The sequence below is a fragment of the Rhodococcus sp. NPDC047139 genome, assembly GCF_040643435.1.
Lineage (GTDB): Bacteria > Actinomycetota > Actinomycetes > Mycobacteriales > Mycobacteriaceae > Rhodococcus.
This window is the reverse complement of record NZ_JBEYUH010000005.1, coordinates 331,358-354,911: the sequence shown is the minus strand read 5'-3', so window position 1 is coordinate 354,911 and position 23,554 is coordinate 331,358. Positions and strand designations below refer to the sequence as shown.

General features: G+C 67.5%; 22 protein-coding genes. 10 read left to right on the top strand and 12 right to left on the bottom strand.

Annotated elements, in window-relative coordinates; all coding sequences use genetic code 11:
• Positions 1–96: 96 nt before the first annotated feature.
• Positions 97–1,005, bottom strand: a complete 909-nt coding sequence (locus ABZ789_RS09085) for a mechanosensitive ion channel domain-containing protein (RefSeq protein WP_358422107.1) — start codon at positions 1,003–1,005, stop codon at positions 97–99.
• A 74-nt stretch (positions 1,006–1,079) separates the two neighbouring features.
• Entirely contained in the window at positions 1,080–1,745 is a 666-nt protein-coding gene (locus ABZ789_RS09080; RefSeq protein ID WP_358422104.1) for a hemolysin III family protein, read from the bottom strand.
• Positions 1,746–1,900: 155 nt separating this feature from the next.
• On the opposite strand from ABZ789_RS09080, the gene ABZ789_RS09075 reads away from it, so the two are divergent.
• Positions 1,901–2,668: an isoprenyl transferase gene (locus tag ABZ789_RS09075; protein WP_358422101.1), complete on the top strand. Its 768-nt coding sequence runs from the start codon at positions 1,901–1,903 to the stop codon at positions 2,666–2,668.
• A gap of 21 nt (positions 2,669–2,689) precedes the next feature.
• Here the strand turns inward: ABZ789_RS09075 and coaA are convergent, their stop codons facing one another.
• The gene (gene coaA, locus ABZ789_RS09070) at positions 2,690–3,622 is read right to left on the bottom strand and encodes a type I pantothenate kinase (RefSeq protein WP_358422098.1); all 933 of its coding nucleotides are present in this window, start codon (positions 3,620–3,622) and stop codon (positions 2,690–2,692) included.
• 151 nt (positions 3,623–3,773) lie between these two features.
• On the opposite strand from coaA, the gene ABZ789_RS09065 reads away from it, so the two are divergent.
• The 4 genes from ABZ789_RS09065 to ABZ789_RS09050 all read left to right on the top strand — a co-directional run bounded on the left by ABZ789_RS09065 (position 3,774) and on the right by ABZ789_RS09050 (position 8,838).
• Positions 3,774–4,964: a DUF885 domain-containing protein gene (locus ABZ789_RS09065; protein WP_358422095.1), complete on the top strand. Its 1,191-nt coding sequence runs from the start codon at positions 3,774–3,776 to the stop codon at positions 4,962–4,964.
• 94 nt (positions 4,965–5,058) lie between these two features.
• Positions 5,059–6,354 (top strand): serine hydroxymethyltransferase, encoded by a 1,296-nt coding sequence (gene glyA / locus ABZ789_RS09060; RefSeq protein ID WP_358422092.1) that lies wholly within the window; start codon positions 5,059–5,061, stop codon positions 6,352–6,354.
• A gap of 182 nt (positions 6,355–6,536) precedes the next feature.
• Positions 6,537–7,223, top strand: coding sequence for an isochorismatase family protein (locus ABZ789_RS09055; RefSeq protein WP_358422089.1), 687 nt, complete (start codon positions 6,537–6,539; stop codon positions 7,221–7,223).
• Between the two features lie 307 nt (positions 7,224–7,530).
• Positions 7,531–8,838: a PhoH family protein gene (locus tag ABZ789_RS09050; RefSeq protein WP_358422178.1), complete on the top strand. Its 1,308-nt coding sequence runs from the start codon at positions 7,531–7,533 to the stop codon at positions 8,836–8,838.
• 56 nt (positions 8,839–8,894) lie between these two features.
• Here ABZ789_RS09050 and ABZ789_RS09045 read toward each other — a convergent pair whose 3' ends face one another.
• On the bottom strand, positions 8,895–9,329 hold the full coding sequence (locus ABZ789_RS09045; protein WP_358422087.1) for a carboxymuconolactone decarboxylase family protein: 435 nt from the start codon (positions 9,327–9,329) through the stop codon (positions 8,895–8,897).
• A gap of 74 nt (positions 9,330–9,403) precedes the next feature.
• Positions 9,404–9,823 (bottom strand): limonene-1,2-epoxide hydrolase family protein, encoded by a 420-nt coding sequence (locus tag ABZ789_RS09040; protein WP_358422084.1) that lies wholly within the window; start codon positions 9,821–9,823, stop codon positions 9,404–9,406.
• Positions 9,824–9,985: 162 nt separating this feature from the next.
• Here ABZ789_RS09040 and ABZ789_RS09035 point away from each other — a divergent pair, with 162 nt between their 5' ends.
• Complete coding sequence (locus ABZ789_RS09035) at positions 9,986–10,579, top strand: esterase (RefSeq protein WP_358422081.1); 594 nt, start codon at positions 9,986–9,988, stop codon at positions 10,577–10,579.
• An 84-nt stretch (positions 10,580–10,663) separates the two neighbouring features.
• On the opposite strand, the gene ABZ789_RS09030 is transcribed toward ABZ789_RS09035, so the two are convergent.
• Together ABZ789_RS09030 and glpX are read right to left on the bottom strand one after the other, a co-directional pair.
• Positions 10,664–12,079 carry a class II fumarate hydratase gene (locus ABZ789_RS09030; RefSeq protein ID WP_358422078.1) on the bottom strand — a complete coding sequence of 472 codons (1,416 nt, stop codon included), beginning with the start codon at positions 12,077–12,079 and terminating at the stop codon, positions 10,664–10,666.
• 87 nt (positions 12,080–12,166) lie between these two features.
• Positions 12,167–13,201, bottom strand: coding sequence for a class II fructose-bisphosphatase (gene glpX, locus ABZ789_RS09025; protein WP_358422075.1), 1,035 nt, complete (start codon positions 13,199–13,201; stop codon positions 12,167–12,169).
• A gap of 180 nt (positions 13,202–13,381) precedes the next feature.
• Between glpX and ABZ789_RS09020 the strand changes: the two genes are divergently transcribed.
• Positions 13,382–13,951 (top strand): DUF4245 domain-containing protein, encoded by a 570-nt coding sequence (locus ABZ789_RS09020; RefSeq protein WP_358422072.1) that lies wholly within the window; start codon positions 13,382–13,384, stop codon positions 13,949–13,951.
• A 27-nt stretch (positions 13,952–13,978) separates the two neighbouring features.
• On the opposite strand, the gene ABZ789_RS09015 is transcribed toward ABZ789_RS09020, so the two are convergent.
• Genes ABZ789_RS09015 through ABZ789_RS09005 form a run of 3 tightly spaced genes read right to left on the bottom strand, consistent with a single transcriptional unit; the run spans position 13,979 to position 16,119 of the window.
• Complete coding sequence (locus ABZ789_RS09015) at positions 13,979–14,230, bottom strand: exodeoxyribonuclease VII small subunit (RefSeq protein WP_358422069.1); 252 nt, start codon at positions 14,228–14,230, stop codon at positions 13,979–13,981.
• 12 nt (positions 14,231–14,242) lie between these two features.
• The gene (gene xseA / locus ABZ789_RS09010; RefSeq protein ID WP_358422066.1) at positions 14,243–15,490 is read right to left on the bottom strand and encodes an exodeoxyribonuclease VII large subunit; all 1,248 of its coding nucleotides are present in this window, start codon (positions 15,488–15,490) and stop codon (positions 14,243–14,245) included.
• Positions 15,487–16,119, bottom strand: coding sequence for a lipid droplet-associated protein (locus ABZ789_RS09005; protein WP_358422063.1), 633 nt, complete (start codon positions 16,117–16,119; stop codon positions 15,487–15,489). The genes xseA and ABZ789_RS09005 overlap by 4 nt, the downstream gene beginning before the upstream one ends.
• Before the next feature lie 99 nt (positions 16,120–16,218).
• On the opposite strand from ABZ789_RS09005, the gene ABZ789_RS09000 reads away from it, so the two are divergent.
• The gene (locus tag ABZ789_RS09000; protein ID WP_358422060.1) at positions 16,219–17,220 is read left to right on the top strand and encodes a 4-hydroxy-3-methylbut-2-enyl diphosphate reductase; all 1,002 of its coding nucleotides are present in this window, start codon (positions 16,219–16,221) and stop codon (positions 17,218–17,220) included.
• 39 nt (positions 17,221–17,259) lie between these two features.
• Here ABZ789_RS09000 and ABZ789_RS08995 read toward each other — a convergent pair whose 3' ends face one another.
• Positions 17,260–18,129 (bottom strand): DUF6542 domain-containing protein, encoded by an 870-nt coding sequence (locus ABZ789_RS08995; RefSeq protein ID WP_358422057.1) that lies wholly within the window; start codon positions 18,127–18,129, stop codon positions 17,260–17,262.
• 24 nt (positions 18,130–18,153) lie between these two features.
• Positions 18,154–19,317 carry a DNA recombination protein RmuC gene (locus ABZ789_RS08990; RefSeq protein WP_358422054.1) on the bottom strand — a complete coding sequence of 388 codons (1,164 nt, stop codon included), beginning with the start codon at positions 19,315–19,317 and terminating at the stop codon, positions 18,154–18,156.
• Between the two features lie 77 nt (positions 19,318–19,394).
• Here ABZ789_RS08990 and ABZ789_RS08985 point away from each other — a divergent pair, with 77 nt between their 5' ends.
• Positions 19,395–20,579 (top strand): exonuclease SbcCD subunit D, encoded by a 1,185-nt coding sequence (locus ABZ789_RS08985; protein ID WP_358422051.1) that lies wholly within the window; start codon positions 19,395–19,397, stop codon positions 20,577–20,579.
• The gene (locus tag ABZ789_RS08980; protein ID WP_358422048.1) at positions 20,576–23,554 is read left to right on the top strand and encodes an SMC family ATPase; all 2,979 of its coding nucleotides are present in this window, start codon (positions 20,576–20,578) and stop codon (positions 23,552–23,554) included. The genes ABZ789_RS08985 and ABZ789_RS08980 overlap by 4 nt, the downstream gene beginning before the upstream one ends.

The window sequence follows — 23,554 nt, the reverse complement described above, 5'->3', positions numbered from 1 at the left end:
CGAGCGGATGTGGGCCTTAGACAAGCCACACCCCACTCGGAGGTTCTCTTCACATCAAGCCGACACGCCTGCTACCAACGTCACGGCCGAGTACATCTAGACGGTCGCGACCGCCACGTTCGGCGAGTCGATCCCGTTGGTCTCGAACGCCTCGAGAACCGCCCGGGTCAGGCTCCGGCGGATACCCCACTGCTTGCCGGCGCGCACGCGCACCGTCAGGCGCAGGGTCACGGCCCCCGCCGTGACGGAGTTGACGCCGAGCAGTTCGGGCTTCTCGAGGACGTCGGGCGCGATGTCCTCGCGCTCGACCCCGTCGAGGACCGCCCGTAGCGCGATCTGGCAGGCGCGGTCGACGTTGGCAGTGGACGCGATCGGTACGTCGATCACGGCCACGGCATGCCCCTGGCTCATGTTGCCGACGCGCAGGATCTCGCCGTTGCGGCAGAACCACAGGGTGCCGTCGATGTCTCGGATGGTCGTCACGCGCAGGCCGACCGACTCGACGGTGCCTACCGCGTCGCCCACATCCACGACGTCGCCCACCCCGTACTGGTCCTCGAGCAGCATGAACATCCCCGAGATGAAGTCCCGCACGAGATTCTGCGCACCGAAACCGAGGGCGACGCCGGCGATACCCGCCGATGCGATGAACGGGGCGACGTTGAAGCCGAGCGTATCGAGCGTCTGAAGCACCACCCAGACGAGCACGACGATCGACACGCCGGACTTGAACACCGAGCCGATCGTCTGGGCACGCTGGGCTCGGCGTTCGCGGATGTGAGGGTCGCCGATGGCACGTCCCGCGCGCTCCTGCAAAGGTGCGAGGAAAGACAGCCGTGCCTTCCCGGACCTCGCGCGTGGCTTCGTCATCCGGTCGATCAACCGATGCAGAACGAAGCGGAGCACGACCGCGGCCACGATGTAACTCACGATCGCCAGCGGTCGGTGGATCAGCCAGTCACGGTTGGTCTCGGTCAGTTCGAAAGCGAGTAGCGGAATAGACATCCCTCGCGAGTTTACAAACGAGTGGTCTGTGCTTCAGATGGTGTGAGATGTTGCACGTTGTGGTTCATGAGGTTTCAATTCAGGATCACGAGCCACACCGCTACCGCGTGACACAGCGCTGCGATCACCGTGGCCGCGTGGAAGAACTCGTGGTGCCCGAAGGTCGCCGGCCAGGGGTCGGGCCATCGGCTCGCATAGAGGATCGCGCCTCCGCTGTAGAAGAGCCCGCCGGCCAACAGCAGGAGCATGGGCACGAGACCGGCTTCGGTGACGAGTTGTCCGGCGACAGGCACGATCGCCCAACCGAGCAGGAGATACAGCGGCACGCCGACCCATCGTGGCGCGGTGGGCCACAGCATCTTCAGGGCGACGCCGGCCAGTGCGCCGGACCACACGACGACGAGCAGCGTCCGTCCGGACTCGGCGGGCAGTGCGAGCGTCGCGAAAGGCGTGTAGCTACCGGCGATGAACACGAAGATCATCGAGTGGTCGGCGCGCTTCATCCACATTCGCGTTCGAGCGCTCCACTCGCCGCGGTGATAGAGCGCACTGACGCCGAACACACCGCAGACCGTGAGGCTGTAGATCGTCGCGGGGATCACAGCGCCCGGTCGGGCGAGCATGGCTGCGGCGGCGACGAGTGCGGCACCGGCGACGACTGCCACGCCGAACGCCCAGGCATGGATCCATCCGCGCATCCGCGGTTTGACGGGTAGTTCCTCGAGGCCGAAGGCCGTCATGCGCGCTCCTCCCGGTACCGATCGGTAACCTACGCACCCGTAAGTTTGTTCCGACGCCACGTTACAGCTTCCGGCTGCGTGTCGGGCGCCGGTGTGGCCACCGCCGCGACGCTCCGTACGCCTGGGCGTAATGTTGCCCGGGTGGTGATGACGGGGTGAGTGTGCGCGGATTGCTGTACCGGCTCTACGAACGCCGGTTGCTGAAGGAACTCGAGGGAGCGCAGCATCCGTGCCACGTCGCGGTGATGTGCGACGGCAATCGGCGCTGGGCGCGCGAGAACGGTTTCACTGACGTCAGTCACGGCCATCGCGAGGGTGCCAAGAAGATCGCCGAGTTGCTGAGCTGGTGCGACGCGGCAGGTATCGAGCGAGCCACGATCTATCTGCTCTCCACCGAGAACCTCCGGCGCGACCCGGAGGAACTCGACGCTCTGCTCGAGATCATTTCGGACGTGGTGGAGGAGATCTCCGCGCCCGGCCAGAACTGGAGCGTGAAGATCGTCGGCACTACCGACCTGCTCCCGGCCGATCACGCAAAGCGCCTGCACGAGGCAGCGGCCGGAACTGCCGGTCGCACGGGGACACACGTCAATGTCGCCGTCGGGTACGGCGGACGCCAGGAGATCGTCGATGCGGTGCAGTCCCTGCTGCGAGTGAGATACGCCCAGGGATTGCGAGGCGAGGAACTCGTCGAGGCGGTCACGGTGGAGGGCGTCGACAGTCACCTGTACACATCCGGTCAGCCCGACCCGGATCTGGTCATCCGAACTTCCGGAGAACAGCGATTGTCCGGATTCCTGCTGTGGCAGTCCGCCTACTCGGAGATATGGTTCACCGAGGCGTACTGGCCCGAGTTCCGCCGGGTCGACTTCCTGCGCGCGCTCCGCGACTACGCGGCGCGGCACCGCCGCTTCGGCACCTGACGCCCACGGAAGGGCGAACCGTCAGAGCTTGCGCAACCGGAGTCGGTTGATGGCGTGATCCGAGTCCTTCCGGAGCACCAGGGTCGCGCGGGGCCGCGTCGGCAGGATGTTCTCCACCAGGTTCGGCAGATTGATCGAGTGCCAGATCTCCTTGGCGGCGCTCACCGCGTCCCGGTCCGACAGGTCGGCGTAATGGTGGAAGTGTGCTTCCGGATCGGCGAAGGACGTCTTCCGGAGGGCAAGGAACCGCTCCACGTACCACTTTTCGATGTCCTCGATACGGGCATCGACGTAGATGGAGAAGTCGAAAAGATCCGAGACCATCAGCCGAGGGCCGGTCTGCAGTACGTTCAGGCCCTCGATGATGAGAATGTCGGGCTGTCGGACGATATGGTACTGGCCCGGGATGATGTCGTACGAGATGTGGGAATAGATGGGTGCCGCAACCTCTTTCGCGCCCGACTTGACCTCGGTGACGAACCGCAGCAACTTGCGCCGATCGTAGCTGTCGGGAAAACCCTTGCGGTGCATGATGTTGCGCCGCACCAATTCCTTGGTGGGATAGAGAAATCCGTCGGTGGTCACCAGATCCACGCGCGGATGATGGTCCCACCGGGCCAGCAGCGCCTGGAGCACGCGGGCCGTGGTGGACTTGCCGACCGCCACCGAACCCGCGACGCCGATCACGAACGGCACCTGCTGGTCCGGGTGTTTCTCGCCGAGGAAGGTCGCCGTCGCGGCGAACAGTCGCTGCTTGGCCGCAACCTGCAGGTGGATCAACCGTGCGAGAGGCAGATAGACCTCCGCGACTTCCGCGAGATCGATCTGCTCGCCCAGTCCTCGAAGCCCGACCAGTTCGTCCTCGGTGAGGACGAGCGGAGTCGATTTCCGCAGCGTTCGCCACTGCTTACGGTCGAACTCGACATACGGGCTCGGTTCGTTCAGGCGAGCCATCGGCACGGCTTCCCGGTGGCACGGCGGATGCGGCGTTGCATGTCCATGTAACGGATTGTGCGCGCTGACACACCGTGATGCCTCGCCGGGGTCCCTTCCCGGGCGCGTTCCCGTATGGCGGGCTGCCGCCGAGCGACTAGGCTCGGCCGGTATGGGAGCCGACGACTTCGTGAACGAATACCTGCTGTTGGGCTTGGCTTTCGACCGGCTCGAGGAAGGCTTCGTCGACGCTTACACGGGCGATCCCGCTCTGCGCCGCAAGGTGGAGAACGCGCCCGCACCCGATCCTCGTGATCTATCACACATCGCACGGCGCCTCCGTGACGAACTTCCCGGTGCGGGACTGTCCAGCGAACGAACCCGGTTCCTCGACGTGCATCTGCGCGCACTCGACTGTTCTGCCCGGAAGTTCGCGGGCGAGGACATCGGCTTCGTCGACGAGGTCGAGTCGTACTTCGATGTCCGAATCGCTCCCGGCGACGAGGACGCCTACCGGGACGCGCACCGTCGCCTCGATGCGCTGCTTCCCGGACCGGGTTCGCTCGCCGAACGGATGCACGACCACCGCAGGTCCGAAGTGATACCGGCGGATCGCCTCGCCGAGTGCGTGGAAGCCTTCTCCGGCGCCTTGCGGGAGAAGGTACGCGCGGTCTATCCGCTGCCGGACACCGAGCGGGTGGAGTACGAGGTCGTCGGCGACAAGCCGTGGTCGGGTTTCAACTACTATCTCGGCGACTATCGCTCACGAGTCGCAATCAATTCCGATCTCGAACAGACGATGGCACACCTGCCCCGGTTGATCGCGCACGAGGCGTATCCCGGGCACCACACCGAACACTGCCGCAAGGAAGCCGGTCTCGTCGCCGGAGGACAGGCCGAGCAGACACTGTTCCTCGTCAACACGCCGCAGTGCCTCATGGCCGAAGGCCTTGCCGATCTCGCGCTCGAAGCGATCGTCGGCCCGGGCTGGGGAAAATGGGCGCAGGATATCTATGCCGATCTGGGGCTGCGTTTCGACGGCGAACTGGCCGAGCAACTGTCCGAGGCCTCCGAGCAGCTGTTGTCCGTACGGCAGGACGCTGCGCTGCTGCTCCACGATCGGGGCCGCAGTCACGACGAGGTCGTCGAATTTCTGCAGCGCTGGTCGCTGACGAGTCCCGAACGCGCGCGGCAGTCGCTGCGATTCCTCTCCTCGCCGTTGTGGCGCGCGTACATCAGTACCTACGTCGAGGGCTACCGGCTTCTCGGTGGCTGGCTCGAGGAGGTTCCGGCCGGAGCCCAGCGCGCGGAGCGGTTCCGGCGCCTGCTCGACGAGCCCCTGGTGCCGAGCAGCCTTCGATGAACCGCAGGTCGTTGGGGTACCGGCTACCGGCAGGGTGGACGGCCTTCGTAGACTGGAGGCCGTATCCTGACATCCTCTGCTTGGAGAAACCTCGATGACCGCTGCGCCCGGCGCCGACGTGAACACTGCCGCACTGAACGATCTCGATCCCGAGGTCGCCCAGGCCATGGCCGGCGAGTTGTCCCGTCAACGCGACACCCTCGAGATGATCGCGTCGGAGAACTTCGTGCCGCGCGCCGTGCTGCAGGCACAGGGAAGTGTCCTGACCAACAAGTACGCCGAGGGGTACCCCGGTCGTCGCTACTACGGCGGCTGCGAGAACGTGGACGTCATCGAGGACCTCGCTCGTAACCGCGCGAAGGAACTCTTCGGCGCCGACTTCGCGAACGTCCAGCCGCACTCGGGTGCGCAGGCGAACGCGGCGGTGCTCATGGCGCTGATGACGCCCGGCGAGAAGCTCCTCGGCCTCGATCTCGCGCACGGTGGCCACCTCACGCACGGCATGAAGCTCAACTTCTCCGGAAAGCTGTACGACGTCGCGTCCTACGGGGTCAGCAAGGAAGACCACCGCATCGACATGGACGAGGTCCGCGACATCGCCCTGCGGGAGAAGCCGAAGGTGATCGTCGCCGGCTGGTCCGCCTACCCGCGTCACGAGGATTTCGCCGCCTTCCGTTCCATCGCCGACGAGGTCGGTGCATATCTGTGGGTCGACATGGCGCACTTCGCAGGCCTGGTCGCTGCGGGACTGCATCCGTCGCCGGTGCCCTACGCCGACGTCGTGTCGACCACCGTGCACAAGACCCTCGGTGGTCCCCGCTCCGGTCTGATCCTCGCCAAGCAGGAGTGGGCGAAGAAGATCAACTCGGCGGTCTTCCCCGGTCAGCAGGGCGGCCCGCTCATGCACGCCATCGCGGCGAAGGCTGTCGCGCTCAAGATCGCCGCGAGCGACGAGTTCAAGGACCGCCAGCAGCGCACCTTGTCCGGCGCACGGATCATCGCCGATCGCCTGTCGCAGTCGGACGTCGCGAACAAGGGCATCTCGGTGCTCACCGGCGGCACCGACGTGCACCTGGTCCTGGTGGACCTGCGCAACTCGCAGCTCGACGGCCAGCAGGGTGAGGATGCGCTCCACGAGGTGGGGATCACCGTCAACCGAAATGCGGTTCCCTTCGACCCGCGCCCGCCGATGGTCACCTCGGGTCTGCGGATCGGTACCCCGGCACTCGCAACCCGCGGTTTCGGTGACGAGCAGTTCACCGAGGTCGCCGACATCATTGCGCAGACCCTCATCGGTGGTGGCGACGCCGAGTCGCTGCGTACGCGCGTGAGCGCCCTGGCGCAGTCCGTTCCGCTGTACGAGGGACTCGAGGACTGGCGTCTGATCTGACGGTTCGTCCACCGTCGCACGGCGACGAGCGATGACCACGACCGGCCCGCACCGACACTTCGGTGCGGGCCGGCGGCGTCTGTCCGGGTCGACAATCCCCACCGCCGGTTTGGTTAGGGTAGCCTACGCATGCCGACGCCGTCGGAAACAGCACCGCCCTCCCCGGACGAGAAGGAAGTCGCATGGCCATCCCCAGCATCGACCCGTACGAGTTGCCCACCGGCGGCGAGATTCCTGCTGCCCGTGTGGACTGGACGCTCGATGCGTCTCGTTGTGCGCTGCTCATCCACGACATGCAGAAGTACTTCATCGACGCCTATCAGCGAGATGAAGAACCGCTCGCGACAGTGGTGCCGAACATCGTCCGTCTGCGCGAGGCGTGCCTGGCCGCGGGTGTTCCCGTCGTGTACACCATGCAGCCCGGCGACCAGCATCCGTCGCGTCGCGGCATCCTCGCCGATTTCTGGGGTGCCGGTCTGAGCACCGGGCGTGACACCGAAGTCATCGACGAGCTCACCCCCGGCTCGGACGACATCCAGGTCACCAAGTGGCGGTATTCGGCCTTCCAGCGCACCGACTTCCGTCAGCTGCTCGCGCACAACGGTCGCGACCAGCTGATCGTCACGGGTGTCTACGCACATATGGGCTGCATGCTCAGCGCCGCCGATGCCTTCATGAGCGACGTGGCGCCTTTCATGGCTCTCGACGCCACCGCCGACTTCTCCCGCGACGAGCACCTCATGGCACTCGATTACGTCGCCAAGCGGGTGGGCCGGGTCGAGACCACCGACGCCATGATCGAGGCGATCACGGCCTCGACGCGCCGACGGGACCTCGAGACCGCGAGACTCACGGCTTCGCTGCGCTGACGCCGGTACCGGCGTTTACGCAAACTTCACCGACACGCTTGCCCCACCACCGCGCGAATCGGAGGTTTCGGCGTTAGCGTCGGGGGTGTAGGCGGCGCAGATGCCGACTGCACGGGAGGTCCCTGATCGTGTGGCTGTCACAGTCCGAGCGAGGGGGCCGGCACCGGGCCTCCGTGGTCGAGACGACACCGGGGACCTGCCGGCCCACCGAACAAGTCCGGGCCGTGCCGTCCGGGCCGAGGAGCCCCACGTGAACGCAACACGCTCCGTCCCCACTCGCTCCGGCCACACCTCCGACACCGCCGTTGTGAAAGAATCCGCAGTACGCACCTATGTGCTGGACACCTCAGTGTTGCTCTCCGACCCTTGGGCGGTCACCAGGTTCGCGGAGCACGAAGTCGTCCTCCCTCTGGTCGTGATCGGTGAACTCGAAGGAAAGCGACATCATCACGAGCTCGGCTGGTTCGCCCGCGAGTCGCTGAGGTTGCTCGACGACCTCCGGCAGCAGTACGGACGCCTCGACCAGCCCATCCCCATCGGGGACGACGGCGGCACCCTCCACGTGGAGCTCAACCACACCGATCAGATGGTCCTGCCGGCGGGTTTCCGCACCGAGACCAACGACTCCCGTATCCTCGCGTGCGCTCTGAATCTGGCCACCGAAGGGCGGGCCGTGGTCCTCGTCAGCAAGGACATCCCGCTGCGCGTCAAGGCCGGTGCCGTCGGGCTCGACGCCGACGAGTACCACGCCCAGGACGTGGTGCCCTCGGGATGGACGGGCATGACCGAGCTCGAGGTGGACCGTGCTCGGATCGACGAGCTGTTCGCCCAGGGTGTCGTGGACATCGACGAGGCCCGGGATCTTCCGTGCCACACCGGGATCAGGTTGCTCGGGGGTTCGTCCAGCGCACTCGGGCGGGTCACCGCCGACAAGCGGGTCCAGCTCGTGCGCGGCGACCGGGAAGCGTTCGGATTGCACGGTCGCTCCGCCGAGCAGCGTGTCGCCCTCGACCTCCTCCTCGACGAATCGGTCGGAATCGTCTCCCTCGGCGGCAAGGCCGGAACCGGAAAGTCCGCCCTGGCCCTGACAGCAGGGCTCGAGGCGGTGCTGGAACGGCGCACCCACCGCAAGGTGGTGGTCTTCCGGCCGCTCTATGCCGTGGGCGGGCAGGACCTCGGTTACCTGCCGGGCACCGAGGCGGAGAAGATGAACCCGTGGGGGCAGGCAGTCTTCGACACCCTCGAAGGGCTGGCCAGCCCGGCGGTGCTCGAGGAAGTCCTCAGCCGCGGGATGCTGGAAGTGTTGCCGCTCACGCATATTCGTGGCAGATCGCTGCACGACTCGTTCGTGATCGTCGACGAAGCGCAATCGCTCGAACGAAACGTGCTGCTCACCGTCCTGTCGCGGCTGGGTGCGGGCTCACGCGTCGTGCTCACTCACGACGTCGCGCAGCGCGACAATCTGCGTGTCGGCCGGCACGACGGTGTTGCAGCGGTCATCGAGAAGCTCAAGGGCCATCCGTTGTTCGCACACGTCACGCTCACGCGCAGTGAGAGGTCGCCCATCGCGGCCCTCGTGACGGAGATGCTCGAGGAGTTCGCGCCCGGCGCGTGACGAGTACCCACTCCGAACGGCGCGTCCGGCTCCTGGCCGGACGCGCCGTTTGCGGCTTACGTCTGGTCGGACGCGCCGGGCTCGTCGTCTTCGGAGGCGGGACCGAGCTCGGCCTCGAGTACTTCCTGGACGACCCGCATCGCGGCGAGCCCGGCGGGGGCGCCGCAGTAGGCCGTGCAGTGCACGACCGATTCGATGATCTCTGTGCGGCCGAGTCCGTTGCGGAGTGCTCCGCGGACGTGTCCGCGAAGTTCGTTCTCGGCGCGCAGAGCGATGAGCATGCCCAGATTGAGCAGGCTGCGGCTGCGCCGATCCAACCCCGGCCGGGACCACACCGCGCCCCATGCATGCTCGGTGACGAATTCCTGCATCGCCTCGGAGTCCGTTCCGCGTGAACGCTCCAACGCCCGCTCGACGAAGTCGTCGCCCATCACTTCGCGCCGGATCTGCAGACCCGTGGTGAACCCCGGAGTGTGCTCGGCCTCGGACATGTCATCGCTCCCTGCTGGTTCGTCGCCGAACCTTTCGACGACGAACCGGATTCTATGCGTGCGCGAAGGGGCCGTCAGGAGCGGCGCAGGAGTGCGCGGAGTACGCCCACGACGGCTCCACGGAAGAAGGTGAGCACGTCGAAATGGTCGTCCCAGAAGACGATCCGTCCCTCGCGTAACTCGAAGGTGCCGCACACCCAGAACTCGATCCGGACCGGCCCGAGCTGCAGGGCGTCGGTGCGTTCGGTGAGCACGATGTCGCCGTCGGCGGCGATGTGGTGGACGACGACGCCGAACCCCAGTCCCGGTCGCTCCAGTCCGGCGAGGATCTGCCGCACACGGGAGGCTCCGCGGATGGTGGGGAGCCAGGTGTTGTGCCACGCGATGTCGTCGGCGAGCAGCGAGGCGGCCCGGTCGGTGTCCTCCGCGACCATCGCGTCCAGAAAATCTGTCACCGTAGCGACGGCCTGCCCGGTGGTGGTCGGTGTGCTCATCGTTCTCCTCGGCGTCGACGTGGCTCGAATGCTAGCGAGGCTGGTGGGACAGCGGGGTCCGATTCCCACAGGCCACAGAATCGCTGGAAACCGGATCGTGGCGGGGAGGAGTCGGGCACCCTGAAATCGAGTACCCGTCCTCACAGCGACAGGAGCGAAGCGATGAAGCGAATTCCCCGACGCAGGGCGGCGTTGGTGGCGGCCGCAGCCGCGGTCGGACTGGTGGTCGTGGGCTGCGGTGACAATGACAATTCTGCGGGTGACGTGGTGGGAAGTGCGACCAGCGCGGTCCAGTCCGCAGCCGAAAGTGTGGGCTCTCAGGCCCAGAGTGCCGTCGAATCGATCACCGGGGGGAACGATTCGCCCGAAGCGTCCGAGCCCGCGGTGGATCAGTCGAGCGCCGTACCAGGGCCGGACGGTGAAGAAGTGGACCTCAGCGGACCGATCCTGCAGAAGTACAACGAGGTCGGCGGCATGTCGAGCCCCCTCGGAGCAGCGACCGGGCAGCAGGAGGACGTCGGTGACGGGCAGGTCGCCGAGTTCGACGGCGGCATCATCGCGTGGAGTCCCGACACCGATGCCCACATCGTGTGGGGCGAGATCCGCACTGCCTGGGAGGCCGAGGGCGGTGCCGGCGGCGATCTGGGCTTCCCGATCAGCGACGAAGAGCAGACTCCCGACGGTGCCCGCAGCAACTTCCAGTTCGGCTACATCACCTGGGCACCCGGCGCTCAGACGGAGGTCGTACTCGAGTGATGCGGTTGCGGGCACCTGCCGAGGGGAGATGATCCTCCGCGACCGCCCCGGAACGTGATATCCGGGGCGGTCCGCAGCGCTGCCTCAGGACTCCTCGTCCACCCTCGTCATCGCCAGAACGTCGAGCCGACGGTCCAGTTCCTCTTCGCTCAGGCCGTCCCCGATCAGGCCGCGGTCCACGACGGCCTGGCGAATGGTCTTCTTCTCTTTCAGGGCCTCTTTCGCGACGGCCGCGGCCTCCTCGTATCCGATCGCCGAGTTGAGGGGGGTGACGATCGACGGTGACGACTCCGCAAGCGTGCGCAGGTGTTCGACGTTCGCGACCAGTCCGGCGACACAGCGATCGGCGAACAATCGGGAGACGTTGGCCAGCAACCGAATCGACTCGAGAACGTTCCGTGCCATCACCGGGATGTAGACGTTGAGCTCGAAGGCTCCGGCCGCACCACTCCACGCCACCGTCGCATCGTTGCCCACGACCTGCGCGGCGACCTGTGTAACAGCTTCCGGGAGAACGGGATTGACCTTGCCCGGCATGATGGAGCTGCCGGGTTGCAGATCCGGGAGCTGGATCTCGGCCAGGCCGGTGAGCGGACCGGACCCCATCCAGCGGATGTCGTTGGCGATCTTCGTCAACGACACGGCGACGGTGCGCAGCGCACCGGAGACCTCGACGAGGGCGTCACGTGCGGCCTGCGCCTCGAAGCTGTCGCGGGCCCGTTGCAGATCCTCGAGTCCTGTGGTCTCGACGAGGACGGCCACCACGCGCGGACCGAAATCCGCAGGCGCGTTGAGTCCCGTGCCGACCGCCGTACCACCGATCGGGAGCTCACCCAGCCGGGGGAGTGTCGCGCGGAGACGCTCGATTCCGGCCTCGATCTGGCGCGCATAGCCACCGAACTCCTGACCGAGGGTCACCGGAACGGCGTCCATCAGGTGCGTGCGACCGGACTTGACGACGGTGCGCCATTCCCGCGCTTTCGCGGCGAGTGCCTCGTGCAGATGTTCGAGGGCGGGAATCAGGTCCTTGACCGTGGCTTCGGTCGCAGCGACATGGGTCGCGGTGGGAAAAGTGTCGTTCGACGATTGCGACATGTTCACATCGTCGTTGGGGTGGACCGTGACGCCGGCCTTCGTGGCGAGCGAGGCGATGACCTCGTTGGTGTTCATATTCGAGCTCGTTCCCGAACCGGTCTGGAAGACGTCGATCGGGAACTGGTCGTCGTATTCGCCTGCGGCAATGGCATCTGCGGCAGCGATGATCGCGTCGGCCTTGCCGGGGTCGAGCAGGCCGAGATCCTTGTTCACCCGTGCGCAGGCGCTCTTGAGCAGACCGAGCGCGCGGATCTGCGCGCGTTCGAGTCCTCGGCCCGAGATCGGGAAGTTCTCGACCGCGCGTTGCGTCTGGGCGCGCCACAAAGCGTCGACCGGAACCCGGACCTCGCCCATCGTGTCGCGTTCGATACGGAACTGCTGAGAAGACTGTTCGGTGTCGGTCATGCCCTCCACGTTATGCCGGAAGAGCGCCGACGCGGGGCGTCGCCACGAGAACTCGTGACAGCGCCCCGCGTCGGGACTGCGACGAGATCAGGGCATGGGAGGGTGCGCGCCCGCGACACCGTGGAAGTCGATCGACGAGAACTCGCTCAGCTTCTGCAGGCGGTGGAATGCCTCGACCATGCGGACGGTTCCCGACTTGCTGCGCATCACGATCGACTGCGTCTCGGCGCCACCGGCCGAGTACCGCACACCGCGCAGCAGTTCACCGTCGGTGACCCCGGTGGCACAGAAGAAGATGTTCTCGCCCGTGACGAGATCGGTCGTGGTGAGCACCCGGTCGAGATCGTGTCCGGCGTCGATGGCCTTCTGACGCTCCGCGTCGTCGGTGGGGGCGAGGCGGCCCTGGAGCGCACCGCCCATGCAGCGCATCGCGGCCGCGGCGATGATGCCTTCGGGGGTGCCGCCGATGCCGAGCAGCATGTCGACACCCGAACCCGGCCGCGCCGCGGCGATCGCACCGGCGACGTCGCCGTCGGAGATCAGGCGGATGCGGGCACCGGCCTCACGCACGTCCTTGATGATCTGCTCGTGGCGGGCACGGTCGAGGATCGTCACGGTCAGGTCGGAGATCGCGACGTTCTTCGCCTTTGCGACCCGACGGATGTTCTCCGCGATCGGTGCCGTGATGTCGATGACGTCTGCGGCCTCGGGACCCACCGCGATCTTCTCCATGTAGAACACGGCGGACGGATCGAACATCGCTCCTCGCTCGGCCACCGCGAGCACCGCGATCGCACCCGGAGCGCCCTTCGACATGAGCGTCGTACCGTCGATCGGGTCGACCGCGACGTCGCAGAGCGGGCCGTCGCCGTTGCCGACCTCCTCGCCGTTGTACAGCATCGGCGCCTCGTCCTTCTCGCCTTCGCCGATCACGACGACACCCCGCATCGACACGGAGCTGACCATGTGCCGCATCGCGTCGACCGCGGCGCCGTCGCCCCCCTCCTTGTCGCCGCGCCCGACCCACCGGCCGGCCGCCATCGCCGCGGCTTCGGTGACGCGGACCAGTTCGAGTGCGAGGTTGCGGTCCGGAGCTTCGCGGCGTGGGGTGCTGGCCGTCATGGGCTACTGCCTCCTGAAGATTTTCGGTCGGCGCGGCTGCGCCGGCAGAGGAGCGGTCGCCGACGGCGCCCGCACGATCCGTGTGTGTCGCCTGGCTATTGTGTCATCACGGCCGACCACGTGGGCTGCCGGACCCGCCCGGCCTGAACCCGCTCGGTCCGTAGCTGTCAAACTGGACGTGTGGCATCCAAGAAACCTCGCATCCTGCAGGACTCTCGCGATATGGCGTGGTCGCTGATCCCGCTCGTCGTGCTGTGCCTGTTCATCGCTGCGATCGCCAGCCAGTGCGAGTTCAAGCCCGGTGGACCCACTGCGGGACCGGTGCCGAGCTTCGACATCGATGCCGGTCTGAAATACGACGCCTCCGAACTGGGATTCCCCATCCGCCACCCCGAGGTACCCGAGGACTGGCAGCCCAACTCCGGGAGTCGAGGCGTCGTGTCCGGGAACCAGGGCGGCGATTCGAGCACCGTGGGTTTCATCACTCCGGCGGGCCGCTATGTGCGCTTCACCCAGTCGGATGCCGGTGAGGACGAACTGGTGCGATTCGTCGCCGGTGGAGCTCGCACAGCCACCGACGTCCGGTCGATCGACGGCCGCGACTGGGTGGTCTACGGCGGTGAAGGGGTCGAACCGCTCTGGGTGTCCGATTTCGGTGACGTGCGCATCCTGATCGGCGGTTCCGGCGACGAGGCGGAGTTCATCACCCTGGCGACCGCCGCGGACGAAGCGGAGCCGATCGAGCCCTGACCGGCTCCGGTCGAGCCCCGGCCGCGGTCAGTCCTCGAACTCGTCCTCGTCGTCTTCCGCGTACGAGAGCGCTTGCTCGACACGCTCGCGTGCACCGGCCAGATGTTCCTCGCACCGTTTCGCGAGTGCTTCGCCGCGTTCCCACAGCTGCAGGGAATCGTCGAGGTCGAGTCCGCCCTGTTCGAGCATCTTCACCACGTTGACGAGTTCGTCCCGGGCTCGCTCGTAGCCGAACTCCCGCACATCGGCGTTGGGGTCGTCGGTTCCCGCGTTCGTCACAGTTCTGTCTTCCTATCGTTCGTGTCCCATGACGGCCGCGCGAGCTGCGCCGTCCGCCACCCGCACCCGCAACTGGGTGCCGATGGGCATCTCGTCGAGTGCGCGCACCACTTCCGGATCGCTGCCCGGCACGACCCGTTGCACCACGGCGTAACCACGCGCCAGGGTCGCCGCCGGGCCGAGGGTCGCCAGTCGCGCACGCAGATGCTCGAGCGTCGACGTCTCCGCCGCGATCAGTCGTGTGACGTCACGCCGTGCTGCCTGCTGCAGTCGTTCGACCTCCTCGTATCGCCGGTCGAGATCACGGAACGGATCGGCAAGGACGGGACGGTCGCGCAACTGGGCGATGACATGTTGCTCCCGGCGTACCCAATTACGCAGGGCAGCCGCCGACCGTGCCCGAAGTTCCTCGACCAGATCGAGTTCGGCGACCGCATCCGGCACGACATGCTTCGCGGCGTCGGTGGGGGTAGCAGCCCGCAGGTCGGCGACGTGGTCGCACAGGGGACTGTCGGGTTCGTGGCCGATTGCGCTGACCACGGGCGTCGTGCATGTGGCGATCGCACGGCACAGCGCTTCGTCGGAGAACGGGAGCAGGTCCTCGACGCTACCGCCGCCGCGGGCGAGGACGATCACATCGACGTCGGGGTCGCTGTCGAGCGCTTCGAGGGCCTCGATGAGCTGCGTCACCGCGGTAGGTCCCTGCACTGTCGCGTGGCGGACGTCGAACCGCACGGCCGGCCACCGCCGCTTAGCTACCGAGAGCACGTCGCGTTCGGCGGCGCTACCGCGGCTGGTGACCAGGCCGATGCGGCGCGGAAGGAAAGGCAGGGGACGTTTCAATCGTGGATCGAACAGTCCCTCGGCCGCGAGCAATGCGCGCAGGCGCTCGAGGCGCGCCAGCAGTTCCCCGATTCCGACGGCCCGGATCTCGGTGACCCGAAGTGCGAGGCTGCCGCGTCCGGGCCAGAAGGTCATCTTCCCGAACATGATCACGTGGCTGCCTTCGGTGAGCGGCACCGCGGCCTGCTGCAGTAGCTGCGGCGAACAGGTCACCTGCAGGGACATGTCCACCGACGGGTCGCGCAGCGTCAGAAACGCCGTTCGTGTCCCGGGACGGGCATTGATCTGCGTGATCTGCCCTTCGACCCAGATGGTGCCGAGCTTGTCGATCCAGCCCGCCACCTTCTGCGCCACGGTGCGGACGGGCCAGGGATGATCCGCGGAGTTCGGCCGTCCCGCGTTCTGTCCGGCCGTCACTTGCTACGCGCGCTCGTGATCCGGTTCGACAGCATCGTCACGAACGGTGTGCGGGCAGCGTGAGCGTTCTCGTAGTCCAGCAGTGCGGTCAGTTCGTCCACCGAGAGCGCGCGCAGACGGGCACGCAACTGGGCGAGGGTCAGCGAGTCGTAGTCCAGATACTCGACTATCGCGGACCGGTCGCCGCCGCTGTCGGCGACCTTCACGGCCGCGAACTCTGCCTCGGCGGACGTCTCTTCACTCGGAGCGGTGGGCGCCTGGCCCTCCGCGCTCGCGGTCGGGTCGCCCTCGGTCGCCGGAGGGATCGAGTACAGGGCGAAACGGCCGGGAGCACCTGCCGAGTCGGTTTCCGGCGACGCGCCGGCACCGTTCGGCGGTGGTGCATCGTCTTCGTCGAAGGTCGCCCACTGCGCAGTTTCCTGGGTCTCCGTACCGAAGACCTCGAAGAGCTGGTCGCCCTTGATAGCCAGCGAGGTCATCACCTGCTGCACCCGCATGGTCGTCTGCAGAATCTGGCTCACCGTCGTCATCGGCAACGAAACAGCCGTGCTCGGCAGCTTGAGGGTCTCTTCGTACGCGGTGACAGCAACGCCGGCAGCCACCCGTGCCAGGAACGGTGGACGGATCATGCCCCAAGCCTGCCCGATGACCGGCGTGATTGGTAGCCGATAGGCGCGTCTCGTGCGCGCTGGAAGACCCCTCGGCGCCGCGCCCCGTAGTCTGGAGGCATGTCTGCGCCTGTTCCTCTCGAAGTCGGGATCGCACGATCCGCCGGTCCCTCCAACTCCGGAAAGCGCGTTCTCCTCGCCGAGCCCCGCGGTTACTGCGCCGGCGTCGACCGGGCGGTCGAGACGGTCGAGAAGGCGCTCGACAAGTACGGTGCGCCGATCTATGTCCGCAAGGAGATCGTGCACAACCGCCACGTGGTCGACACTCTCGCCGAACGCGGCGTGGTATTCGTCGACGAGACCGACGAGGTGCCCGAAGGCGCCGTTCTCGTGTTCTCCGCGCACGGGGTGTCGCCCGCGGTCCACCAGTCCGCAGCCGAAAGGCAATTGCGCACCATCGACGCGACCTGTCCGCTGGTGACGAAGGTCCACCAGGAAGCGAAGCGATTCGCACGCGACGACTACGACATCCTGCTCATCGGTCACGAAGGACATGAGGAGGTCGAGGGAACCGCTGGGGAGGCCCCCGACCACGTGCAGCTCGTCGACGGTCCCGACGCCGTCGACTCGGTGACCGTGCGCGATCCCTCGAAGGTGATCTGGTTGTCCCAGACCACCCTCAGCGTCGACGAGACGATGCAGACGGTGCAGCGGCTCCGCCAGAAGTTCCCGCAACTGCAGGATCCGCCGAGCGACGACATCTGCTACGCGACGCAGAACCGTCAGGTCGCGGTGAAGGCGATGGCACCGGAGTGCGACCTGGTGATCGTCGTGGGTTCGCGGAACTCGTCGAACTCCGTGCGGCTCGTCGAGGTGGCCCTCGGGGCGGGCGCCAAGGCAGCACACCTCGTGGACTTCGCCCGAGAGATCGACCCGGCCTGGCTCGAGGGTGTCGAGACCGTTGGCATCACCTCGGGCGCGTCGGTCCCCGAGATCCTCGTACAGGGCGTCGTGCAGTTCCTCGCCGAACACGGCTTCCACGATGTCCGGCCGGTGACGACCGCCAACGAGACGCTGGTGTTCGCACTGCCGCGCGAACTGCGCGGGTCGCGTCGTTCCTGAGCCCGGCCACGCAGCCCGGACTCCGGCCGTGACGCCGCGTCAGTCCTCGTAGCGATCGCGGTACCGCACGCGCGGTGCCTCGTACGCCTGCGTCGGCACCGATGTCGGTGCGGCGGCGGGTCGGCCCGGATCTGCCGCCGGTGGCGCCGGACGGCGGCGCGGCTCGCGGTCCTCGACCCGCGGAGGCTCCGGGGTACGAGGAGCCCGCGCACGTCGGGGAACAGGCTGCTCGGTGTCCGGTCGTGCGGCGCGGGCACGGCGGCGCGGACGGGTGTCCTCGACCTCTCGAACCGAGGCCTTCGCGCTCGGTGTCCTCCGGCCCGCGGTGGTGCCGCCGCGAGCAGCATCGGAGGTCGCCGCCGTCGACGGTCGCCCCCGGGTCGGACGCCGCGTCGGGCGGCCGGAGGCGGCAGTGCGGGTCGCCGCTTCACGCGGCTTCGTCCGCTCGCGCGGTGCCCGGGCGCGTACGCCCGTGTTCTGGCGGGTCACGTAGATCCGGAAGCCACCGATCGCCAACGCCAGTACCGTCGCCACCAGCATCGCGGGGAATCGGTTCACCAGCGGATAAGCGACGTTGAGTGCGAGATCCTTCAGTCCGTCCGTGCTCGTGGCGGATACGAACTCCTGACCGATCGGCACTGCGGCGAGCAACAGCAGAGGCGGTTGGGCCATGGCGGCGAACAGTCCGCGATAGCGCACTGCTACTGCGGCCACCACACAGCCGAGCACGTAGAACACGGTGAACGCAGAAGTCAGTTCGTTCCCTCGTGCGCTGTCGAGCAGCACCCCGAGAATCGTTGCCCCCGCTGCGATCGCCACAGCGGCCCATGAGGGCACACCGGGCACCGTAGGAACCAACGACCGCATGTCGAGCGGTACCGCCGAGCGTGCACGTTGGGTTGCAGACACACTGTAGACATTAGCGTGACGACGTCAGCCGGCCTCGTCGACAGGACCGTCGGCGACCACTCTTTCTGCCAGAGTGCTCCGCCGCGGCCAGACGTCGACAGGCTGTATTTCGGGTAGCTCACCGTCGAAGATCTCCAGGTCGTGGAGCTTGCGGGCCGTCACGCCCACCCGGCTGTCCATCGACGAGACGGTGAGATTGAACGAATCGACGGCCTTGCCGAGCTGGCTGCCGAGCCGGTCGAGATGCGAACCGACCACGCCGAGCCGCTGGTACAGCTCACGGCCGAGCCGATGGATGGTCGCCGCGTCGCGTGAGAGCGCTTCCTGACGCCAGGTGTGGGCGATCGTGCGCAAGAGAGCGACGAGCGTGGTCGGGGTGGCGAGGATGACGTTCCGGGCGAAGGCGTGCTCGAGCAGATCGGGGTCGGCGCCCAGAGCCGCGTCGAGGAACGGATCTCCCGGCACGAACAACACGACGAACTCGGGTGTCGGGTCGAAGGACTCCCAGTAGGCCTTCGCAGACAGCTGGTCGATGTGGGTACGAAGCTGCCGCGCGTGGCGCGTCAGATGCCGCCCGCGTTCGTCGGGGTCCTCGGCCTCGGCGGCGTCCAGATAGGCGGCGAAGGGTACTTTCGCGTCGACGACGATCTGTTTTCCGCCGGCGAGATAGACCAGCAGGTCGGGTCGCGTGCCATCCTTGCTCACCTGGGTGTCGAAATCGCAGTGCCGCACCATGCCGGCGAGCTCGACGACCCGCTCGAGCTGGATCTCGCCCCAGCGTCCGCGGACCTGCGGCGCTCGCAGGGCCGTGACCAGCTGCTGTGTGCGGTCGGAGAGCAGCCGGGATGCGCGGTGCATGCCCTCGACCTGTTCGCTCAGTCCGGCGTAGGCGTGCACGCGACTGCGTTCGACGTCCTCGACCTGCCGTGCGAGGGCCCCCACCGCCTCGTTCAACGGGCCGACGAGCCGCGACACCTGGTCGCCGATGGCACCGGACTGCCGTCTGGCGGCATCCTCGCTCACGGCTGCGAGCGACTGGCGCAGTTGCTCCTCGCTGTCGCGCAGGGCCGCCAGCCGGGCCTCGGCACCGGCTGCGCGCTCACCGTCGCGGGAGGCTCGCAGCAGCCATCCGAGCACCACTCCGAGACCGAGCGCGACGAGCAGGCCGAGTGCCGTGAGTGCTGTCATGTGGCGGATGATGCCTCATCCCGACGACATCCACCCGCGATCCGGAGGTGTCGGCCCTCTCCTCTACCGTCTGTCACATGCGGATACTGCACACATCCGACTGGCACATCGGTCGCACCTTCCACGGGGTCGACCTGCTCGCCGACCAGACGCGTGCGCTGCGCGCGATCGCGGAACTGGTGGCTGAACGCAGCATCGACGTGGTGGTGGTGCCGGGCGATGTGTACGACCGGTCCATTCCGAGTTCGGAGGCGGTCGCCGTGTGCAATGCCGGTCTCGAGGCCATCCGCGAGGCCGGTGCGGTCATCGTCGCCACCTCCGGAAACCACGATTCTCCGGTTCGCCTGGGTGCGGGCGCAGCCTTCGCCGCCCACGGCGGTCTGCATCTGATCACCCGCGTGTCGCAGATCGACAGCCCGGTCGTCCTGCACGACGATCACGGACCGGTCTGCTTCTACGGCATCCCCTATCTCGAACCCGAGATCACGCGAGCCGAACTCGGCGTCCCCGAAGCCCGGTCGCATCAGCAGATCGTCGACGCCGCGATGGACCGGGTGCGCGCCGACGCCGCATCTCGCGACGGCCGCACCGTTGTCCTCGCCCACGCCTTCGTCGTCGGAGGAGAGGCCAGCGACTCCGAGCGGTCCATCTCCGTCGGGGGAGTCGAGACGGTGGCCGCGTCGTCCTTCGACGGTGCCGACTATGTCGCGCTCGGCCATCTGCACTCCCCGCAGACGGTGAGCGAGACGGTCCGCTACTCGGGGTCGCCGTTGCCGTATTCGTTCGGTGAGCGCACCCACCGCAAGGCGGTCTTCGTCGTCGATCTCGACGGCTCCGGCGCAGCCTCCGTCGAGCGCGTCGATCTCCCCGTGATCCGCGAACTCACCCGCCTCGAAGGTGAACTCGAGGAACTGCTGGCCGATCCGGCGTACACCGCCGTCGAGGAGCATTACGTCTCCGCCGTGCTGACCGACACAACTCGCCCGCTCGACGCCATGCGTCGCCTGCAGGAGCGTTTCCGCTTCGCCGTGCACGTCGAGTGGCAGCGACCCGCCGGGACGACGGAGGGCAGCTATCGCGACAAGGTGCGCGGGCGCAGCGACCGCGACATCGCCTCGGCGTTCCTCACCGACGTGCGTTCCGAACCAACCGAGCGTGAACGTCGCTGGATCGACGAAGCCCTGCGAGAGGTCGACCGTCGCCGGGGGATCGGGGAGGCACCGGAGGCCGACGCGCCGTGGCGAACGGACGTGCCGGCATGAGATTGCACCACCTCGAGATCACCGCCTTCGGTCCGTTCGCCGACACCGTCGAGATCGACTTCGACGAACTCGGGGCCGACGGGCTGTTCCTGCTGCACGGACAGACGGGAGCGGGCAAGACCTCGATCCTCGACGCGGTCGCATTCGCGCTCTACGGCACCGTGCCCGGTGCACGCGCCGACGGTCGCCGGTTGCTGTCCGACCACGCGCCGGCGGGTGCGGTGCCGAAGGTCCGGCTCGAGGCGACCATCGCGGGTCGCCGGTTGCGCATCGAACGCAGCCCCGAATTCGAGCGAGCGAAATTGCGTGGCACGGGCACCGTCAAGCAACAGGCCAAAGCCAATCTCACGTGGCTCGACGGGTCGGGGGAGAATCTGTCGCGCATCCCGGACATCGGCGATGTCGTCAAGTCGCTGCTCGGGATGAGTGCCGAACAGTTCTTCCAGGTGGTTCTTCTTCCGCAAGGCGATTTCGCCCGGTTCCTGCGGGCCGGCAGCGACGAGCGCGGCAAACTGCTCGAGCGGCTGTTCGACACCACCCGCTTCGGCGACGTCGAGCAGTGGTTCCGGGATCGCCGTGGAGCCGGCACCAAACTTCTTGCCGAGCAACAGAAGAAGGTCGAGGTACTCGCAGCGAAGGTCGCCGCGTCCGCCGGGATCGAGGCCGGTGCCGACGCCGACCCCGTGGAGTGGGCACATCGACTGCTCGCCGATGCCGCGGAGAACCGCGACGTCGCCGCCACGGCACTGCGACGCGCCCGCGCGGCCGACGAAGCCAACCGGCGCGCGTTCGACGAGACACTCGCTCTCGCCGACCGACTTCGCAGGCGCCACGACGCACAGCGTGTCCTGGCCGAACTCGAGCAGACGCAACCACAGCGTGTCGCGATGATCGCCGAACGCGATGCCGCACATCGAGCCGTGAGCGTCGCCGTCCTCGACAAGGAGGCCGAGCGACTCGCGCACGACGCCGAAACTGCCCTCGCACGCGCCGCTGCAGCCGCGGCTCCGCTCGAGGACGACGACGAGGGGCGCAGGCTGCTCGCCGACATCGGTCCGACGCCGGCCATAACCGATCGCGACATCATTCGCCCTCGATGCGAGGAATGGTCTTCGGAGGCAGCGCGTCTCGACGTCCTGCTCGACCGGCGACGCCGGCTGGGCGAGATCGAGGCCGAACAAGAGAAGCTCGCTGCGCGCGGCAGTGCTCTCGCCGACGAGCGACAACAGGTGATCGACGAACGCGCCGCACTACCCGAACGGTCGGCCGCCGCAGCCGCTGCGGTCGCCGAAGCCGAACGAGCGGCAGCGATGCTCCCCGGATTGTCGGCCGCGCGCGATCGTGCCGCCGACGCGCTCGATGCCGCGGCCGAACTCGATTCGCGCCGAACCGAACTCGAACGCCTCGAAACCCGGGTGCTGAAGCTCCATTCCGAGTTCAACGACGCTCGCGCCACACACCTCGACATCCGGCAACGGCGGATCGACGGAATGGCCGCCGAACTTGCGGCGCGTCTGGCCGACGGAGATCCCTGTGCGGTGTGCGGATCCACCGAGCACCCCGCACCTGCCCGCCCTGCCCCCGACACCGCGACCAAGGCCGACGAAGAACGCGCGCACCTCGCCGAACAACGCGCCGCCACCGCGTTGTCCGAGGCGCGCGAGGCCGTCACCGAGTTGTCCGGTACCGTCGCCGTTCTCCGGCAGCGTTGCGGCAACGCCGAACTCGCCGAACTCACTGCGGCCCATGACGAGGCGATCCGGGTCCACGGCGAGACCGCGACCACTGCCGGACGCCTCGACCACCTGCGCGCGGAGGTGGAGGATCTCCGCAAGCTCGATGCCGTGCTGGCGGAGCAGGAGAAGCGGCTCGACGTCGAACTGTCCGAACTCGCACGCGAAGAGGCAGTGCGAACGGCCGAGAGTGCTGAGATCCGGGAGCGAATCGTCGAAGCCGTCGGCGACCTCGACCTGCTGGAACCGCGCCGCGCTCGGGTCGCCGGGCTCTCCTCTGCCGCAACCGCACTGCTCGACGCCCGCTCGTCCGCCCTTCACGCTCGAGCGGTCGCCGAGAAGCGTGCCGCCGACGCTCGTGCCGAGGCTGTGGAGGCGGGCTTCGCCGACCTCGACAGTGCGCGCGCCGCAATCCGCTCGTCCGAGCGACTCGCCGAGATCGACCGCGTGCTGCGCGCGGCCGACGACGAACGCGCCGTGGCCACCTCCGCGCTGAACGATCCGGCGATCGCGGCCCTCACCGGCCACGAGGTCGCCGACCTGCCGGCGGCCCGCGCCGTGGTGGACGAGGGTGCCGTCGCAGTCGAGGCTGCGCTGGGTGCGGCAACCGAGGCCGAACGTCGGCACCTCGATATCGAGACCTACACGAAGCGACTCGAGCGTGCCTGCGCCGAACTCGCTCCGCTCCTCGACGAGCACGCCGAGTTGTCCGCGCTCGCCGACATCGTGGCCGGGATGGGCGCGAACGCCAAGAAGATGACGCTCCGCTCGTACGTGCTCGCGGCGCGACTCGAGGAAGTCGCCGACGCTGCGTCCGAACGGCTCCGCAGGATGTCGGGTGGCCGTTACGAGTTCGTGCACTCCGATGCCGTGGAGACGAGGGGGCGCCGCGGCGGACTCGGACTCGACATCCACGACGAGTACACAGGCGCCGTGCGTTCGACGAAAACCCTCTCGGGAGGGGAGTCCTTCCAGGCATCCCTCGCGCTCGCTCTCGGACTGGCCGACGTCGTTGCCGCCGAGGCCGGTGGTCTCGTGCTCGACACGATGTTCATCGACGAGGGATTCGGCAGTCTCGACGCCGATTCGCTCGAGGCCGTCATGGGCGTGCTCGACGAACTGCGCGCCGGTGGCCGCGTGGTCGGCGTGGTCAGTCACGTCGACGAGATGCGGCAGCGAATCCCGAGCAGGCTGCACGTGATCCGTGGCCGCTCGGGATCCACCGTTCGCATGGCGAGCTGA

Excerpts from the sequence above, each read along its gene's own strand:
- glpX (WP_358422075.1), bottom strand. The coding sequence starts at position 13,201 with ATGACGGCCAGCACCCCACGCCGCGAAGCTCCGGACCGCAACCTCGCA.
- ABZ789_RS09040 (WP_358422084.1), bottom strand. The coding sequence starts at position 9,823 with ATGAGCACACCGACCACCACCGGGCAGGCCGTCGCTACGGTGACAGAT.
- ABZ789_RS08980 (WP_358422048.1), top strand. The coding sequence starts at position 20,576 with ATGAGATTGCACCACCTCGAGATCACCGCCTTCGGTCCGTTCGCCGAC.
- ABZ789_RS09005 (WP_358422063.1), bottom strand. The coding sequence starts at position 16,119 with ATGATCCGTCCACCGTTCCTGGCACGGGTGGCTGCCGGCGTTGCTGTC.
- glyA (WP_358422092.1), top strand. The coding sequence starts at position 5,059 with ATGACCGCTGCGCCCGGCGCCGACGTGAACACTGCCGCACTGAACGAT.
- ABZ789_RS09045 (WP_358422087.1), bottom strand. The coding sequence starts at position 9,329 with ATGTCCGAGGCCGAGCACACTCCGGGGTTCACCACGGGTCTGCAGATC.
- ABZ789_RS09080 (WP_358422104.1), bottom strand. The coding sequence starts at position 1,745 with ATGACGGCCTTCGGCCTCGAGGAACTACCCGTCAAACCGCGGATGCGC.
- ABZ789_RS09035 (WP_358422081.1), top strand. The coding sequence starts at position 9,986 with ATGAAGCGAATTCCCCGACGCAGGGCGGCGTTGGTGGCGGCCGCAGCC.
- ABZ789_RS08985 (WP_358422051.1), top strand. The coding sequence starts at position 19,395 with ATGCGGATACTGCACACATCCGACTGGCACATCGGTCGCACCTTCCAC.
- ABZ789_RS09030 (WP_358422078.1), bottom strand. The coding sequence starts at position 12,079 with ATGACCGACACCGAACAGTCTTCTCAGCAGTTCCGTATCGAACGCGAC.
- ABZ789_RS09055 (WP_358422089.1), top strand. The coding sequence starts at position 6,537 with ATGGCCATCCCCAGCATCGACCCGTACGAGTTGCCCACCGGCGGCGAG.
- coaA (WP_358422098.1), bottom strand. The coding sequence starts at position 3,622 with ATGGCTCGCCTGAACGAACCGAGCCCGTATGTCGAGTTCGACCGTAAG.
- ABZ789_RS08990 (WP_358422054.1), bottom strand. The coding sequence starts at position 19,317 with ATGACAGCACTCACGGCACTCGGCCTGCTCGTCGCGCTCGGTCTCGGA.
- ABZ789_RS09085 (WP_358422107.1), bottom strand. The coding sequence starts at position 1,005 with ATGTCTATTCCGCTACTCGCTTTCGAACTGACCGAGACCAACCGTGAC.
- ABZ789_RS09000 (WP_358422060.1), top strand. The coding sequence starts at position 16,219 with ATGTCTGCGCCTGTTCCTCTCGAAGTCGGGATCGCACGATCCGCCGGT.
- ABZ789_RS09065 (WP_358422095.1), top strand. The coding sequence starts at position 3,774 with ATGGGAGCCGACGACTTCGTGAACGAATACCTGCTGTTGGGCTTGGCT.